At 39.1% G+C, this 18079-nt stretch carries 12 protein-coding genes and 1 pseudogene; 11 read left to right on the forward strand and 2 right to left on the reverse strand.

Translation table 11 applies throughout. The annotated features are described in order from the left end of the window. The first annotated feature begins 23 nt into the window (after positions 1-23). The 11 genes from KE531_16705 (at position 24) to KE531_16755 (ending at position 12440) form a co-directional block, all read left to right on the forward strand. Positions 24-1256 (forward strand): nucleotide sugar dehydrogenase, encoded by a 1233-nt coding sequence (locus tag KE531_16705; GenBank protein MBR9955230.1) that lies wholly within the window; start codon positions 24-26, stop codon positions 1254-1256. Positions 1257-1262: 6 nt separating this feature from the next. Then, on the forward strand, positions 1263-1553 hold the full coding sequence (locus KE531_16710; GenBank protein MBR9955231.1) for an acyltransferase family protein: 291 nt from the start codon (positions 1263-1265) through the stop codon (positions 1551-1553). Positions 1554-2305: 752 nt separating this feature from the next. After that, entirely contained in the window at positions 2306-3088 is a 783-nt protein-coding gene (locus KE531_16715) for a glycosyltransferase family 2 protein (protein MBR9955232.1), read from the forward strand. Continuing rightward, complete coding sequence (locus tag KE531_16720) at positions 3088-4275, forward strand: polysaccharide pyruvyl transferase family protein (GenBank protein MBR9955233.1); 1188 nt, start codon at positions 3088-3090, stop codon at positions 4273-4275. Before KE531_16715 ends, KE531_16720 begins: the two co-directional genes overlap by 1 nt. 1 nt (position 4276) lies before the next feature. Next, on the forward strand, positions 4277-5410 hold the full coding sequence (locus KE531_16725; GenBank protein ID MBR9955234.1) for a glycosyltransferase family 4 protein: 1134 nt from the start codon (positions 4277-4279) through the stop codon (positions 5408-5410). Between the two features lie 10 nt (positions 5411-5420). Beyond that, on the forward strand, positions 5421-6548 hold the full coding sequence (locus KE531_16730) for a glycosyltransferase family 4 protein (GenBank protein MBR9955235.1): 1128 nt from the start codon (positions 5421-5423) through the stop codon (positions 6546-6548). A 21-nt stretch (positions 6549-6569) separates the two neighbouring features. Further along, positions 6570-7820: an O-antigen ligase family protein gene (locus KE531_16735; protein MBR9955236.1), complete on the forward strand. Its 1251-nt coding sequence runs from the start codon at positions 6570-6572 to the stop codon at positions 7818-7820. An 80-nt stretch (positions 7821-7900) separates the two neighbouring features. Beyond that, positions 7901-8947 (forward strand): polysaccharide pyruvyl transferase family protein, encoded by a 1047-nt coding sequence (locus KE531_16740; GenBank protein MBR9955237.1) that lies wholly within the window; start codon positions 7901-7903, stop codon positions 8945-8947. Between the two features lie 22 nt (positions 8948-8969). Then, a complete protein-coding gene (locus KE531_16745) occupies positions 8970-10481 on the forward strand; it encodes a polysaccharide biosynthesis C-terminal domain-containing protein (GenBank protein ID MBR9955238.1) in 1512 nt (503 codons plus the stop codon). Then, positions 10478-11554, forward strand: coding sequence for a hypothetical protein (locus tag KE531_16750; GenBank protein MBR9955239.1), 1077 nt, complete (start codon positions 10478-10480; stop codon positions 11552-11554). Before KE531_16745 ends, KE531_16750 begins: the two co-directional genes overlap by 4 nt. A gap of 28 nt (positions 11555-11582) precedes the next feature. Then, entirely contained in the window at positions 11583-12440 is an 858-nt protein-coding gene (locus tag KE531_16755) for an FAD-binding protein (protein ID MBR9955240.1), read from the forward strand. A gap of 432 nt (positions 12441-12872) precedes the next feature. Here KE531_16755 and KE531_16760 read toward each other — a convergent pair. Both KE531_16760 and KE531_16765 read right to left on the reverse strand, forming a co-directional pair. Continuing rightward, positions 12873-14063, reverse strand: a pseudogene (locus tag KE531_16760) (IS256 family transposase). A gap of 525 nt (positions 14064-14588) precedes the next feature. Next, entirely contained in the window at positions 14589-17951 is a 3363-nt protein-coding gene (locus tag KE531_16765) for an Ig-like domain-containing protein (protein MBR9955241.1), read from the reverse strand. Positions 17952-18079: the final 128 nt, after the last annotated feature.

The raw sequence follows: 18079 nt of genomic DNA on the forward strand, positions 1-18079 counted from the left end.
AGATTATGAGAGAATTTAAGGATTTGAAGATAGCAGTGGCGGGAACCGGCTATGTAGGATTGTCTATTGCTACGCTTTTGGCACAGCACCATAAAGTTACAGCTGTGGACATTGTACCTGAGAAAGTAGATCTGATTAACCAGAGAAAGTCCCCGCTCCAGGATGAGTACATAGAAAAATATATGGCAGAAAAGGATCTGGATCTGACAGCTACGCTGGATGCAGAAGTAGCCTATAGCGATACCGATTTTGTAGTCATCGCCGCTCCGACCAACTACGATAGTAAAAAAAATTTTTTTGATACGAGTGCAGTTGAAGCTGTAATCAAGCTGGTGATCCAATATAATCCGGAAGCGATTATGGTGATCAAAAGCACGATTCCTGTAGGGTATACGGCAAGCATCAGAGAAAAATTCCACTGCGACAACATCATCTTTAGCCCTGAATTCTTAAGAGAGTCCAAGGCCTTGTACGATAATTTGTATCCTAGCAGGATCATCGTCGGAACCGATGTGGAAAATGCCAGATTGGTTAAGGCGGCGGAAATGTTCGCAAAGCTACTCCAAGAAGGAGCTATTAAGGAGAATATTGACACACTGTTTATGGGCTTTACGGAGGCAGAAGCGGTGAAGTTGTTCGCAAATACCTACCTAGCGCTTCGTGTTGCTTACTTCAACGAGCTTGATACATACGCAGAAAGTAAGGGCCTGAACACCAAGCAAATTATTGATGGTGTTTGTCTGGATCCGAGAATTGGCGCGCACTATAACAATCCTAGCTTTGGATACGGCGGATATTGCCTGCCAAAGGATACCAAGCAGCTGTTGGCGAATTATAAGGATGTACCGGAAAACCTGATTGAAGCAATCGTGGAGAGTAATAGGACGAGGAAGGATTTTATCGCTGACCGTGTGCTTGAGATTGCCGGGGCTTATGGCGCGAATGATGAGTGGAGCAGCAGCCGGGAGAAAGAGGTTGTTGTCGGTGTGTACCGGCTGACTATGAAGAGCAATAGTGACAACTTCCGGCAAAGCAGCATCCAAGGTGTAATGAAGAGAGTGAAAGCCAAAGGTGCTACAGTTGTGATTTATGAACCGACGTTGGAGGATGGCGAGAAATTCTTTGGATCAGTAGTTGTGAATGACCTGGATAAGTTTAAGGAAATGAGCCAGGCTATCATTGCTAACCGGTATGATGCGTGTCTGGATGACTGTAAAGAGAAGGTTTACACGAGGGATATATTCCAGAGGGATTGAAAAGAAATGGGAAAAGAACGGTACCTTTCGGTTGATTGGGTTCGTGGTTTGGGGATAATTCTTGTGGTTATTGGGCATTCATTGTCTTATAACACAGCAAGTGGTATAAATGAAAATTCGCTACTTAGAAGTATTTTATATGACTGGATATACGGATTTCATATGCCATTAATGTTTGCTGTTTCGGGCGTGACATTTTCAAAATATATTTTTCAAGTAACATCATCTTTTGAAAAAAGAAATGTCTTAAAAATAAATTTTTTCGGCTTATGTTGCCCTATTTTAGCTATGGGTTGATTTATAGCCCATTGAAAATTCTATTTTCGGCTTTTGCCAGAAAAAGAACAAGTTGGTCTGAAATTTGGAAACTTCTCGTAGGGGTAAATCCAAATGGAGCTTTATGGTTTTTGTATTCATTGTTCTTCATGATGGCGGCACCGTTATTATTAATTAATCGTAAAAACTATAAATATTGGGTAACTTTTGCTTTTGTGTGCTCATTTATAGGAACTACTCAAATTACAGGAATAACGATAATTTATAAAAGCTTGCAAAATTATGTGTGGTTTATATTGGGATGTGGATTTGGAAACAGTTATAAGAAGATAAAAGGCTATAGCGCACGGATAAGCTTGGGGGCGTATTGCGGGGACAGCAATATTACAACTCATTGCTTTCACAGTATGCTTTGTCTTTAACATAGGGATGCTGTGGTCGATAATCGCACTCTTTGGGGTCATAGAATGTTTTTTAATAGCATTATATCTAGAAAGCAGACAACGAATTTCTGTTAATAACGCACTCGTAAGAATAGGCTCAAACACAATGTGCATATATTTATTTCATAATCCTATCCAGGTTGTTATAAGAACAATAGCATGGAGATATTTGTGTTGGCCTTACTGGATTACAGTAGCCTTAAAATTTGTATGTGGTCTGTTTGGGTCTATTTTGATTCAGAAAATCCTGGTAGATAAAATCAGGCTTTTAAGGTTTTTATTCTACGGTGAAATGGTGAAAAAGTAACTACGGACGAGAGGATAAATGATATGCGATATACTCAAGAATTTACTGTATCTATAATAACGCCTTCATGGAATAGCGAAGGTTATATAAAGGACACAGTTCAATCCGTCCAAAATCAGACTTATAAAAATTGGGAAATGATCATTGTGGATGATTGTTCAACGGATCGAACGGTGGAAATTGTAGAGAATATTGCAAAAACCGATTCAAGAGTTAAAATATTGCGTCAAGAAAATAATTTAGGGGCGGGCGCTGCAAGAACAAGGGGAATGCAAAGTGCTTCAGGACGATTTATTGCATATTTAGACGCCGATGATATATGGAAACCAGAAAAGTTAGAAAAACAAGTTGATTTTATGATTAGAAATAATTACGGTTTTTCCTGTACGTCTTACGAGGTAATTGACAATGACGGTAAATCAATGAACAAGTATGTGCATATGCTCCCTAAAGTTGATTATATTGGTTTTCTAACAAATAATTTACTCCAAACAGTAGGGATTATGGTTGATACCGATAAGGTGGATAAAAAATATCTAGTTATGCCTGATATACGGAGACGCCAAGATGCTGCTACATGGCTTCAAATACTTAAAGCAGGTTTTGTTTGTTACGGTATAGACGAAATACTTGCGGAATATAGGCGAACAGAAGGATCGCTATCTAGTGATAAGTTTAAGGCAGCAAAAGGAGTGTGGAGCTTGTATCGAGATATAGAAAATTTATCGTTACCATTCAGCTGTTATTGTTTTTTTAGATATGCGGTTCTAGCAGTGTGGAAACGATTGTATATCAGGAGGATGTAATGAAAGTAGGCATACTAACTTATCATAGAAGCATAAATTACGGTGCATTTTTGCAGGCATATGCCTTATCTCAACGACTAAAGGAAATAAAAGGTGTTGAAGTAGAAATAATTGATTATATGTCAAAGAGAATGGACAGATACTATAAGCTTTTTACAATTTATAGGGGGAAAAATGGCATAACAAGAATCTTTGATAGAATTAATATGTATAGAGCATTTTCCAACTCCTATCATAAGCTTCCCTTATCTTCGGAAAAATTAGTTTCGGATGATGTACGTACATTTGATAAATTTATTGAAAATAAATATGACGTCATAGTTGTTGGTAGTGATGCTGTGTGGAATTATGAAAAGAGAGGATTGCCAAATCCTTATTTTTTGATTAATCAGAAGAATTGTATTAAAGTATCCTACGCTGCCTCCTGCAACGGTATTAAAATTGATAACCTGGATAAAAATAAACTTAGATTACTAGAACAAGCATTTTCGGATTTCCAATATTTGGGTGTCAGGGACAGCTTGACTGAATATGTTGTAAAAAGAGCAACAAAATCTGAAAAATATATACATAATTGTGATCCGACTTTTTTGTTAGATTTTGAAAAAGATGGTTTAGACAAGGATTTCATTGACAAACTTCTCGGTAAATTAAAAAGGAAATATAAGTGGGATGCTAATAAAAAACATATTGGTTTGATGCTTTCAAATCTAAATGGAAATTTAGGGGAGATTTTGATCCAGCATCTAAAAGGTTACTTTGGAAACGATTATGAAATAGTATCTATCTATTCCTATTGCGAGTATGCAGATATTCCCTATATTTCGGATCTTACGCCCTTTGAATGGAGTAGGATTTTTTCACTTTTTGATATTACATTTTCAAAATATTTTCATGGAACTTTACTATCGATAATGAACGGGACCCCGGTTATATCTTTAAGTGCTGAAATAGAAGCGGCTGGTATACCATCTAAAGTTGAAGATGTGCTGAGTAGACTGAACCTAATGGAGTTTTATTATCCTTCTAAAAATGCGTCGGATATTGAATGGGAATCTTTGATGGTAAAAGTTAAGACGTTGATCGAAAACCCTCCAATTACTAAAATGGAGAGATCGGTTATGAAAGAAAGGGAATATGCAGAGAGTTTTTTTTCAAATATAAAAGAGTTAAAGTCGAGGTGCTAATATGAAGATAATGATGATAGCCCCTGGTAGAAGTATTCTTAGTAATAATTGGGCAACTGCTATGTGTGATAGAGGTCATACGTTATATTTTGTTACTCAAGAATCTTTTACAGAAAATAATTATTCGTTTGTTGATAATGTTGATCAGAGGTTCATTATAAAGCAGCTGCCGTATAAGGGAAAAAAGGGATTCTTTTTGAATGGTCCTTATGTAAAAAAAATTATGAAGGAAATTAATCCTGATATAATACATGTTCAACAAGCATTCGGCTATGGTTTTTTGGGAACATTTACGGATAAAAAGAGAGCGTTTGTTTCTGTATACGGTTGGGAAGTGTATGATAAAGTTAAAAGTAAGTTGTGGAAACCAATTATTAGTTACATTATGCATTGGTATAAACATATAGGTTCAACTAGCTACTGTATGCGAAGACAAATATACAAAGTATTTCCTGATTTAAAAACGCCAATTGTGGTGACACCATTTGGAATTGATATGAATAAATTTGCATATAAGGAAGGAATGAAAGACGAGTTCGTTATCGGTACTGTTAAAAAAATGGATAGGAAATATGGTATCGAATTTTTAATTAAAGCCTTTGCAAAAGCATATGCCAGGATTAAAGAGATAGATAGCAATGTTGCAGACAAAATGTATCTTGAACTGGTGGGGCCGGGACAACAAGTTGATGAGCTAAAAATAATTTCAGAAAATCTAGGTATTAGCGATAGAACTCGTTTTATTGGTAGAGTGGCACACGATAATGTGCCTTATTGGCTAAACAGATTTGATATATATTGCGCTCCAAGCATTTTAGATAGTGAATCCTTTGGTGTAGCTGTAATAGAAGCTTCAGCGTGTAGAAGACCAGTAATAGTTTCTAATGCGGGAGGACTCCCTGAAGTCGTAGAAGATGGTGTAACAGGGTATGTGGTTGAAAAGAAAAATGTGGACGCTCTTTCCGATAAAATTATTGAACTAACCATAAATTCTGATAAAAGAATTAGAATGGGATTATGCGGAGAGAAACGGGTCAAGGAGCATTATGAGTGGCAGAAATGTGTTGATTTAATGGAAGATGTGTATAAATCAATTACAGACGGCTCTTATACTATTAAATATACTGAGAGGTGAAATGTTGACTATGAAAATTTGCATGTATTCAATTGATCAGGTATTTCAAATGCATACGGGAGGAGTAAGAAGATTTGTTGAGCTAATGAACGCCTTAATTGATGCGGGGCATGATGTTACTTTGTACTCCGCCGATGATCAGGAGAATTATGCAAAGCAAGGAATAAAGGGATTTTCAATAAAGACGAATGAAAATCAAAAAAAGCAAATGATAGGCCTTAGATCGGCATTCGGAAATAAGGAAATTTTCAAGAAAATAAGGATTGAGAAGTATGATCGAGTTATAGTTTTTGATGTCCGAGCTGCTTTTTCTCTTGTCGTCAATAACATTACTAATATTTATCTATTTCTTAGACAAGATTTGATTTCATATAAAAGAATACAACTTCAGAACAGAAATATTAATACTATAGCACAGGGTATTATACTTTATATTTCAAACATTACTGAGACACTGTGCCTAATGCGTTCAAACAAAGTTGTAGTGCAATGCAAATACGATCTTGATTCTCTTTTGAAAAGACATCCATTTATAAGGAAGAAAGTGGAAGAAAAAAGTGTAGTACAAATCAATAATGTTAATCCATCGTGGATTGGCAAGAATGATAATATAATCTCTGATTCAGCTAAGAAGTATGATATTGTATTTATTGGGAATTTCAAAGATACGCGAAAAGGGCATGATATATTGTTGGAAGTTGTAAAAAAAATCATAGATGAAGGACATAATATTCATGTAGCAATAATAGGAGATGGAAAGCTACTTGAAGAGGAAAAAAATAAATATAGCTGCTATACTTCTATAGAATTTCTAGGCAGATTAAATAACCCAATACCAATATTAATGAATTCAGCTTTGCTTGTTGTTCCATCATATGCCGATTCTTGTCCAAATACAGTCATGGAAGGTCTGTTCTATAATGTGCCTGTAATTGGATCAAACAGGGGTGGGATTCCGGAGATTCTAATGAATAGAGAATGGCTTTTTGAACCTAATGCTGAAAGTCTGAAGTTAAAAATTGAAGATGTAATCAACAACGATAATTTAAAAATCCTTAAGGAAAAACAGTTAATACGGAGTAAGGAGTTAACATTCGACTGGGGATATAGAATGCGATTAATTGTTGAATCTGTTTAGAAAAAGCTAGGAGATAATCAGATGATTAATAAGAAACATATCGGTTGGCTAGCAGCTTGTATTTACACTTTTTTGGTATTTGTTACTTCGGACGATTTTATGTTATTTGTAGCTACGACATTTTTGGTTATTGGTTTTTTTGTATGTTGTTCTACAAATAATAAGTTGGCAATATCTTCTGATAAATATTTCTATATTCAGATTGCTCTTATAACTTACGGATTCCTACAAATTGTGCTAGAAATTGCGGTATTGAAAAATGTTTCCTTTAGTGCGATAAGAAGATTAACAATAAATTGTATAGATGAATTTTTGCTATACAATATACTGATAAGACAGGATAGGTTAGAAAAAATAATAAATGCGATAGTATATCCCTTTGTGGCGGGGATTTTGCTTATAACATTCTTGCAGCTAAGAGGTGGTTCCCTGTTTTCGTTCAGATTAACAACCGACGCTGATCGAGGGGTTTCATATCAATTTTTGGGGATGAATATAAATGCAGGTGTTGCAACGATGATAGGACACTGTGCTGTATGTGCATTCGCATTTGCAATAATATATTATTATCATAACAAAAATAAGAAATATCTATTTCTAACGTTGATATCACTCGCAGGGATTATTTTGTCTTCTACAAGAAAAGCGCTGGGGGTATCGTTGCTATTGTTTATTCTTGTTCCTGAATGCCAGAATTTCAATAAGAAGAGGATTGGGGTTATTGTTAGAGTATTAGTTATTGGACTTGCTTGCTACATCCTGCTGATGAAAGTTCCTGTCTTTTATGATATGCTTGGGTCAAGAATTGAAAGAATGCTGCAAGTATATTTGAGCGGTGAGTTATCTGCAGATAATTCTATGAATCTGAGAAGTAATCTGAGATCAATGGCATTTGACGCTTTCCTCCAACGTCCTATTGAGGGTTGGGGTGCAAATGCATTTCGCCAGTATTTTAATAACGGTGGAGTATACAGCCATTGCAACTATCTTGAAATTCTAGTTGGATTTGGATTAATTGGAACTATCATTTTTATTAGTAAATATATTTTACTTTTGAAAAAAGCTGTCAAATTAATCACAAGTATTGATCCAATAGTAAAGTATTATGGAAAATGTTTTATTATTTGGCTATGTTCGGTTTGGCTTATGGAGTATTGGCAGGTTGCATATTACAATGAAAGAATGATTGTACACTATATTTATGTCCTTGTTATTATAAAATGGCTCAATACTCATCAAAAACAAGGTGTGTCTATTAGAAATCGAACATAGATTCTTAATTATATTATATGATCATTATTAGGTGCATCTAAAAACTATAAGCAAAGTACAATAATGAAGAGGGTGAAGTTTTGAAAATCGGTATTGTTACAGTATATAACAGCCATAATTTTGGAAGTTATTTGCAAGCAAAAGCATTAGGTGTTGCTTTGCAGTCCTTTGGAGATGTTGTATATATTGATTTTCACTCAAGAAATGCATTTAGATCGTTCATGCGAAAATCAAAAAAAATTCTATTTTCAAAATGCAAAGTGCTTGCCAAAGCCTATGGAATCCTGTTTGAGTTAATAGAGTTTGTCAAATTAAACAAAATGTGGAAAAAGTTACCCAGCACGAACTCTTACGAAAATATAGATATAGTTGTTTTAGGTAGTGATGAAATATGGAATTTGACCAGAAATGTTTGTAAGCATCCAATGTATTGGGGTGGAGGATTGAATCAATTCAAAATTTCATATGCCCCATCTTTGAATACTGCAACAGAAAGTGATTTGAAAGATAATCCGGATTATATTCGTTATCTAAAGGATATTAATTTTGTTAGTGTAAGAGATTTGCATTCTAAAGAAGTGCTGAGTTGTTTTCTTCAGGATGAACCATTTTTGGCTGTAGATCCCACATTATTAAACACGCCTGAACTTATTGATTCTGATATAACAAAACCATATATAGCAGTGTACTTATTTTATGGTTCGCTTAGCAACGATGAAGTGTCAGAGATAAAAAAATTCGCAAAATCTGCTGGTATGCCATTAATTTCAGCCGGTCAATATATTAGCTGGTGTGATAGGTCGGTGCATTCAATTAATGGAACCCCTTTTTATGTGTTTGAAAATGCAAGATTTGTCATTACAAACACTTTTCATGGTACAGCATATGCAATTAATTATAATACACAGTTTGCCGTATACGCTAAAGGTAAGCCTAAGATAGAAGATTTATTAAAGCAATTCGAGTTAACAGATCGTATAGTGACGATATCTTCAGATTTGCATAATATTTTAGATACAAATATCAATTATGAGCGAATTAATTTGTTATTACACACTTCAAGATCAGAGTCGATGGGGTATATTCAATCTTCTATTCAAGCATGGAATAGAATAACTTGTGAGTAGATTGTATTAGGAGTAATGAATAATGCGAAGTAAAAAAGCAATTTTAAATACAATAGCAGGGCTATCGTATGAATTAGTAGCAATAATCTGTGGATTTATTCTACCTAGGCTAATACTATCTGCTTTTGGTTCAGGATATAACGGTATAACATCATCAATAACACAATTTTTGGGATATGTATCCTTGATGAAAGCTGGAATTGGAGGTGTTACAAAGGCAGCATTATATAAACCCTTAGCTGAAAATAATGTGTACGAAATGAGCGGAATAGTAAATGCTACTGATAAATTTATGAAACGCGTAGCATCTATCTTCTCAATTAGCTTATTATTGTTTGCTTCCATATATCCAATATTTGTTAGAGATGACTTTGATTGGTTGTTTACCTTTACACTTGTTTTAATATTAGGTATCAGTACCTTTGTGCAGTATTTTTTTGGATTGACTTATCAATTATTACTATTCTCAGATCAAAGACAATGCGTTGTGTCATTTGTGCAGATTGGAACAACTATATTAAATACAATATTTGCTGCATTACTCATTAAGCTTGGTGCTGGAATACATATTGTTAAGTTGGGAAGTGCGGTTGCTTTTTCATTGAACCCTTTAGTTATTAATTTTTATGCAAGAAAAAAATATAGGATTGATAAGACCGTACCGCCAAATAATGATGCAATCAAGGATCGTTGGGACTGTTTTGGCCTGCAAGTGGCAAATTTTGTTAATTCGAATACAGATATGTTTTTATTGACTGTTTTCACTAATGTGAGAGAGGTGTCTGTATATACGGTATATTATATGGTAACGAATGGAATACGCAAGTTTTTATTAACTTTTGTTAATGGAATTGGTGCTGCGTTTGGCAATATGTTTGCAAAAAATGAAAAGAATAAAATTTATTCTAATTTGTTATTATATGAGCAGATCACATTTGCAATATCAAACCTACTATTTTCTGTGACAATTGTAATGATTTTGGGGTTTGTTAGAGTGTATACAAAAGGGATCACGGATACAAATTATATTAGACCGGCATTTGCATATGTATTGGTTATTGCTACTTTGTTTGGGGCTTATCGCATTCCGTATCAGTCAATTGTTGAAGCAGTGGGACATTTTAAACAAACGCGTAATGGTGCTTTCTTTGAGGCAGCCTTAAATATAGTAGTATCTGTGATTTTTGTAAATAAATTGGGCTTAGTAGGTGTGGCTATTGGAACACTATGTGCAACGGTATTTCGTACATTTCAATATTGTATATATATGTCAAATCATATAATAGAGCGTAGTCTTGTTCCACTAATAAAAAGATTATTTTTATCCGCTATAACAATATGTTGCATAGTCATTTTAAGTAAAAAATTTAATTTTTGCAATGCATCCTCATATTATGAATGGGTAATTCAAGCTATACCAATTACATTACTTGCAATTCTAGTGGTGTTTGTGGTTGAATTTATCTTTTATAGAACTGAATTGCGTTTGACGTTTACGAAATTGAAACATGCATTATTTAAAAGAAAGAAATGATTGGAAACAGTGATAGATATATGCAAATAAATCAGGTTAAATTAATACATTCTTCAATAGAAAAGTATTATATTAGTAAAGATACTTCTATGGTGATAAAAGGCATTGCGATTCTATTAATGATAGTACACCATATGTTCACTTTCCCAAATTGGATCATTGGGGGGTATGAACCAAATTTATTATTCGCTATGTATTTTAATGTACCTACTCGTATATGTGTGGGTATGTTTGCCTTTATAACAGGATGGGCTTTTTGTATTCAAGAGAAAAGAAGAATAAAAGATATATTCAGGAAAATTTTATCTTTTTATATTATGTACTGGATTGTGTTTATTATACTCCTGTTGTTTGCATGTGTAATATGTGGATACAAACCTGATCTAATTGTCCTGCTGCCAGAAATATTGGGTTTAGCTAATGATTTTATGAAATTTTGCTGGTATGTACCGTTTTATGCCGTGGCATTGATAGTGATGTTTCTAATTTATAAATTACTTGATCGTTCGCTAGTTTGCGCTATTGTATCGGGGCTAGTTTTCCCTACAGTTTTATTCTTAGTGTTGGAAATGGTTATCAGTTTTAAAATATTAGCAGATTTGGTAAATGACTTGAAGCACTACTTTCCTTGTATTGCAGTTGGTTATATATGTAATAAGTACAACATATTTGGGGTTATTCATAGATATACATACAGGATAAATCAATCGATTTTATTTGCAGTCGCTTTTGCATTAACATTCGCAAGCAGATATTATATTAGAGCCTTTGATTTCATATATTCACCTATTATAGTTTATGGTATCGCAAATTTATGTGATTCTAAATATAGATGCAAGATGATATTAACGTTGCAAATGGTTTTAAAAAAATTAGGTATGCAAGCAACAAATATCTGGTTTATTCACTGTGCTATATTTTGCAACGCAACAAGAACCTATATTCAACCATATATCTATTTGTCTTCCAATGCATTGATTAATTTGTTGGTGGCAATGTTTTCGTTATATGTGTGTTCGAGCATTTTGACTGTTTTAGATAAATGCATCTTAAGGAAAATCGGATTAAATTAAAAATATGATTTTAAAGGAGATATGATGAATGCTGATTAAAGAAAATGAACCATTAGCTATGTATACCACATTTAAAATGGGTGGGAATGTTAAGAAAATGTATTTTCCGGAATCAGTTTCTGAATTACAGTCACTGATAACTGAAAAACCTGACTTGACTAAATATATTATTGGGGGAGGGTCGAATTTACTCATTAATGATTGTAAGGAATTTGGGGAAGTTTTATGCGTGAGAAATTTCAATAATGATATCAAGCATATAAAAGATGGAAAATATTATATTGGAGCATCTGTTCGACTGCAAAAAGCAATTAAGACAATCAATAATGAAGGATATGGTGGAATTGAGTATTTGTTTTCAGTACCTGGCTTGATTGGTGGCGCAATTTATATGAATGCTGGCCGTGGAAAGAAACATAAACAATGCATAAGTGACTACATTATAAGTGTCGATGTTCTTATTGATGGAATACTTAATACCGTTCCTAGAGAGGAAGGTACCTTCTCATATAGGAATTCTAGTTTTCAGACAATGAAGAATTGTATTATTATAGGTGCCTTATTTGAATTTCCGTCTATGAGCAAATCTGAATGCGATAATAGGATTAAAGAAAGACTAGATTTATGTAAGGAAAAGCAGGACATGTCTGCACCTAATTTTGGTACGGTATTCTGTGAATCTAATAAGTATATTATGTCTTTGGTAAAACTTTTACATATAGGTAAAAGGAATGGATGTCATTTTTCTGATAAAACGAAGAATTGGATGCTGCATGGCCCTCAAGGCTCTTTTAAAGAGGCCATTTCTCTATTGGAAAATATAAAAAAAGTACATAGATTACTAGGACAAAAATGCAGAGCGGAAGTAAGGGTGTGGATTGATTAAAATTTTGTGAAAAAAATTGACACGAGGTAATATATTATGGCTTAATTTGTTAAGCAAGTAAGCAAGTAAGCAAGTAAGCAAGTAAGCAAGTAAGCAAGTAAGCAAGTAAGCAAGGTAGAATTGTGTGGATAGATGTTGCCAAGGGGTTATGTATCATATTGATAGTGTATGGGCATGTTACGCAAAGCGGTTTTATAAGACAATGTCTATATTCTTTTCATACCCAATTATTTTTCTTTCTTAGCGGCTTGAGAGACCGTTTCATGTTTTGTGTAAACTGAAAAAACTGATATAAGATATGTCATTCGTTACTCTGGGCAGAGCCACTTTTTTGAGGTTCTGCCTTGGTTTATATATAATACCGTTTCTGGACATGTCAAGCAGGGCTGGCCTGGCCAACCTTGCCAGCCCAGAAACGACATATAATCCGGATAATCGTTCCTCGAAAAATATCTCCAGCTGCGAGTGAATCTGTCCCCAATTCTGCCGGTGTCCCGTCCATTTTTTGGTGATATCCATCATGGCCAGATACAACATTTTCAGGAGACTGTCATCGGATGGAAATACGGTCTTGGATTTTGTGACTTTCCGTAGCTGACGGTTAAATCCTTCAATGGCATTTGTGGTATAGATCAGGCGGCGGACCGCTTCCGGATACTTGAAATAAGTCGAAAGATTCGCCCAGTTGTCCTTCCAGGACTTTGCGATCTTGGGGTATTTCCCGCTCCATGTTTCATCAAAGCTGTCCAGTTCAGCCAGAGCGATCTCTTCCGTGGGAGCTGCGTATATACGCTTCAGGTCAGCCATCAGCGGTTTGAGTTCCTTGTAGGAAACAAACTTTGTCGTATTCCGGATCTGATGGATGATACACTGCTGGATCTCCGTGTCCGGGAAAACAGCTTCGATTGCCTGGGGAAAACCGGTCAGACCATCTACACATGCGATCAGGATATCTTCCACGCCGCGGTTTTTCAGCCCGTTCAGGATCGAAAGCCAGAATTTTGCGCTTTCGTTTTGCCCGACATACATGCCGAGCACATCTTTGTGTCCTTCCATATCAATCCCGATGGCGATATAAACCGCGCGTTTCACAATCCGGCCTTCGTTGCGGACATGGTAATGGATCGCATCCATAAAAACGACCGCATAGATTTCTTCCAAGGGTCTTTCCTGCCATTCTTTTACGATGGGAAGGATCTTATCTGTGATCCTGCTGATGGTACTGTCAGAAATTTCGATATCGTATAGTTCGCGCATATGGCTTTCAATATCGTTCGTGGTCATTCCTTTGGCATACATGGAGATGATCTTTTCTTCCATGTCCTGAGTGACCGTATTCTGATACTTTTTGACAAGCTGTGGTTCAAACTCGCCTTTCCGGTCACGGGGGATATCAATCTCCATATCGCCATAGCTGGTATGCATGGTCTTCTGGGAATGCCCGTTTCTGGAATTATCCGTTTCTTTGTTGCGATAATCATACTTGGAATATCCCAGCTCTTCATCCATTTCCTGATCCAGCGCGCCTTCCAGGATGATGGACATCATATCCCGCATAATGGAATTAACATCGGTTCCGTCCTTGACCTTTACCTTGTTTTCTTTCAGATAGTTGCCCATCATTTCCCGAAGGGCAGCTTTTTGTGGGGTATCTTTTTTCCTTGCCATAAAATAAACCTCCAAACTGGTAAGTTTATCTTACATCAGTTTGAAGGTTTACACAATCTTTGGGATACTCCCAAAATCCGCATGTGAATTATAGTGAATTACTCCAACTCGCAAAGGGCTGGGATAATTTTGTATCTGACCGTATTAATATTTGGCGCTTACGAAAGATCTCTTTTCAAAGACACAAAAATTTTTACAGACTCTTTTTTAGCCACAAGTGTTCGCTGAACACTTGACCACAACAGGGCAGTGATATAGGCTAATTTAAGAGCCGGAGTTGCGTCAAAGGAAACCTAATCAAAAGAAGAGGTAAACGCAGAGTTAAGAGTATTTTTCCCCCTATGCCTTTACCTCTTTCCCGTCCTAAACCACTCCAAATAACCACAGACATCCAGGGATACCACAGACTCTCGAAGGAAAACTCTCAGGCAAATCGCCTTTTTCACCTCCCACCTGAGCTATCCCAACCCTTCTAATCCTCTACCCCCTCTTCATAACCACCCCATCCACACACCATCTCCCGTCCTCATCCACAACAAACCCATCCGGCGTCACCCCATTCTTCGCCATAGCCCCCATAGGTGCCCCCGCCTCCGGGTAGAAATAATAACAAAACTCATCCCCACTATCATCCGAAATCCACACCCATCCAACACACATCTTCCCAAGGCTGCCATCCGATATCGGATTCAAATAATACCAGTTCCCATCTCCATCCAGAAACCAACCGGTAAGCATCCGCCCCTCAGCGTCAAACCGGAACCAGCCCGTATCACCAGAACCACCATTCCCATAAGGATTATAAAGATAAGCCCAGGTATCCCGGTACTGTATTCCATTGACCTCAAATCGCCAGAAGCCGTCGCTTCCAAGGCTCCAGTTTCCGTAAAGGGCCCCCTGGCTGCCGCCGGAGCGCGGGGAAGTGGAAGAACCGGAGCTGCCGCTTCCGCCGGAACTTGTCCATACCGTCACTGTGCATACAGCTTCTTTGCCGCCGGCGCGGACACGCACGGCCGTGGTTCCTGCATGGAGCGCCAGCACCTTTCCGGTGTCATCGACAGACGCGATGTTCGGGGAATCCGATGTGAAAACAGGCGTGATCTTGGCATCCGCATCAGCCTCAATGGAAACCTCAAGCTGATAGGAAGCGCCTCTCTTAAGCCGCAGCGTTTCCGGCGAAACCGTGATCTGCTCCACATGGTTTTCCTCCATAAGGACAATCTCACAGGAAGCCGTCTTCGTGGGATCGTCGGCAGAGCTGACGCTCACGGTGACGGTGCCGCTCCCAACCGGCTCAAACAGCAGGAATTCTTCTCCGCTTTCCGTGATGCCGGTGCCATCTGTCATCTCATAAAACTCCGTGAGGTCTACGGCCGATGTATCGCCGGAAAATTCCCAGCGAAGCTTTCCGCCGGCATCCTCAATGGGGCCGCCGTCCCAGGAGAGAAGTGCCGGGAAAAAGAGCGCGTCATCCAGAGTATCCCCGTCTCCCAGATCAAAAGAATAGACAGCTTTTCCATCCCTTCCCACAGGCAGCGACGTATCGAGCCGGATCCCGGAGGAATAATTGTAATTATAAAGGTTGCTTCCGTTTAACAGGAAGCTGGACTCCACGCAGGCCGTGGATCCAAATGTCCAGCAGGTGTTGGTGGAAGCCTGGTCTTTCACCGGTGTGAGCGCCTTGACCTTTCTGAGGTCAAAGGCCTCCGGAAGCTGTGTTTCCACTTCTTTCGGAAGAGCCGTTTCGCCGAGCACCGATATTTCCCTGGTCTTAAGCACATGGCCGCCGGCACCAGAGCGGGAACGGGTGCCAGCCGTTTTTTCTTCCGTCGCCTCCGCCTCATAAGCGTTGGAGGACGTCAGAGCATAATAATCGTCCGGATCGACCTCAATGGAGGGGATGCGCTTGACAGCGCCGTCTTTCATCTTCGCGTCATAGCAGAGAGCCTTCGTTGTAAAATAGCCGTAATGATTGTTGGCTTCCGCAGGTTCCATAAATCCGCTTCCTAAGTCCTCCCATTCGTCACCGTCGTCGGAATAGAAGGCGAGACCTTCTTTGGAAGGCAGGTTTGAGTACGTGTCAGAATTGCGGAGCATGGGAATGGAGAGCGGATCGCCGTCCTCGGTTTCCAGCCGCAGGATGACCTCAAACTCTTCGCCCGGCGTCAAAAGGAGCGGCTTGTTCAGCCGAACCGTATAAATACCGGCATACTGTTTGGAGCCGGAGGCATAGATGTTTTCCTCCTTCCATCCCTCGCCGACCTCATCTCCACGGTTTACGCAGATCTGATAATGGATGTTGTTGTTGGCAATGTCAAAAGAGACTGCCTTCAGGACATCGGCCGCGCCTTTCTCAGCCGTAAAGACGGTGGAGGTCAGGAAGACATCGGAGCCTGTGTTCAGGTATTCACCGGAAGCATAGGGCAGAAGGGCAGTCGTGTACATTTTATTATAGTTGTCGTTCGTCTCGGCCGCGCTGTAAGCCCAGCTGTTGTCATTGGACACCAGACGTCTGTCGCAGTAGGAGACGTAATAGTAGCCGCCGTCGCCGGAATCCTCGCCCCAGGAGTTGCGGATAATCCACGCACCGTCGCGCTCCGGAAGAAATTCGTCGGAATCCAGGGCGTCCGAGCCGGTAGCCACGCCTTTGGGAACGGCATAGCGGAAATTTTCCCGCGGATATGCATCGTCCCATCCAACAATGACGATTTCATGGTTCACCGACAGGGGATCGCTGTCCTCGAACAAGTTGACGGGGATAATCACTTTTTTGCCTTCCGAGGTCGTTGCCCAAGCATAATCCCATCCGCTGACGTAAATGTTTTCTTCCTTTTCACAGGAGGCGCCGCCCCAGTAAATTCCGGAGGTGACGGCCCCGTAAGTCATGATTGCGTTCTTTAAATGGCTGTCCCATCCAGGCAGTTCTTCCTCATTTCCGTCTTCCAGTTCGGCAAAGCGGGGCGGAAGCGCGATGGCATTCTGCACATGGACCAGGGGCGTGGGATCGCCGGTATAAGTGATCCCCTTTTCCTGAAGGAAGCGCGCGTAGTCCTCATCAGAATCCGAGTCCTTTTTGGCCGGAATATCCGATATGGGGAGAACGCGATCTGCCACCGGGCCGAGCCAGGAAGAATAGTAATGCTGCGGCATGGGATAGAAGCCGCCGGAATTGACTCCGGCGTCCTCAAAGACGGGCTCTTCCCGTTTCCGGTAGAAACAGCTTTCCCCGTCATCGCTGTAAAACTTCTCATATTCGGGGCTGAAGCCATTGATGCGGTAAGGCGAGTCGGTGCCCTGGAGCATGGCAGCCAGATGGAGCTCCGAATAGTCCACCTTTGCCACAGAAGAGGTGGCAATGTCCATTTTCTGAAGAGAAACCTGGAACGGCTGCGAGCCGTCGCTTCCGGAAAGAGGGAAGATCCTCAGAAAGTATGTACCGGGAGACGTGTTGGCTTTTGTGATCCGCTGGCCGTTTTTCCGGCGGGAGACAGAAAGGCTTTCAAAAGAGCTGTCGAGAAGCTCTGCCCCGACACCGAAGTCTCTGTCTTCAAACTCCACCGAGATGCTGAGATCTCTTACGGCATCCAAAGTGAATACATAATACTGTTCATCATAACCGTCGGGAATCATGTCCTCAAAACGGCTGGGAAAACTTACATAGGAGACATTCTCCGCGGATAAAAACCGGGAAGGGAGAAGCTCAGAGGAAACCTCTTCGGCCTGCGGGCTGTCCTGAGACGGCATGACGCCCATGGAAGAAAATGCGTTCCCCATCATAAGGGCCGCCGCCAGCAGAGCCGAAAGGGACCGTCTGGCAGTTTTTCTGAACAAATGGATTTTCATATGGGACTCCTTTCACATGGATTCAGCCGCCAAAGCAAAAGGCGGAAACCTGTTTTCCAACAGTATAACATAAAATAGGAAAAGAAGGAACTGCCCGATAAAAATTCTCCGAAGGTTGCCGCCCGCTC

The sequence above is a fragment of the Eubacteriaceae bacterium Marseille-Q4139 genome, assembly GCA_018223415.1.
In the GTDB taxonomy this organism is placed as follows: Bacteria; Bacillota; Clostridia; order Lachnospirales; family Lachnospiraceae; genus CABSIM01.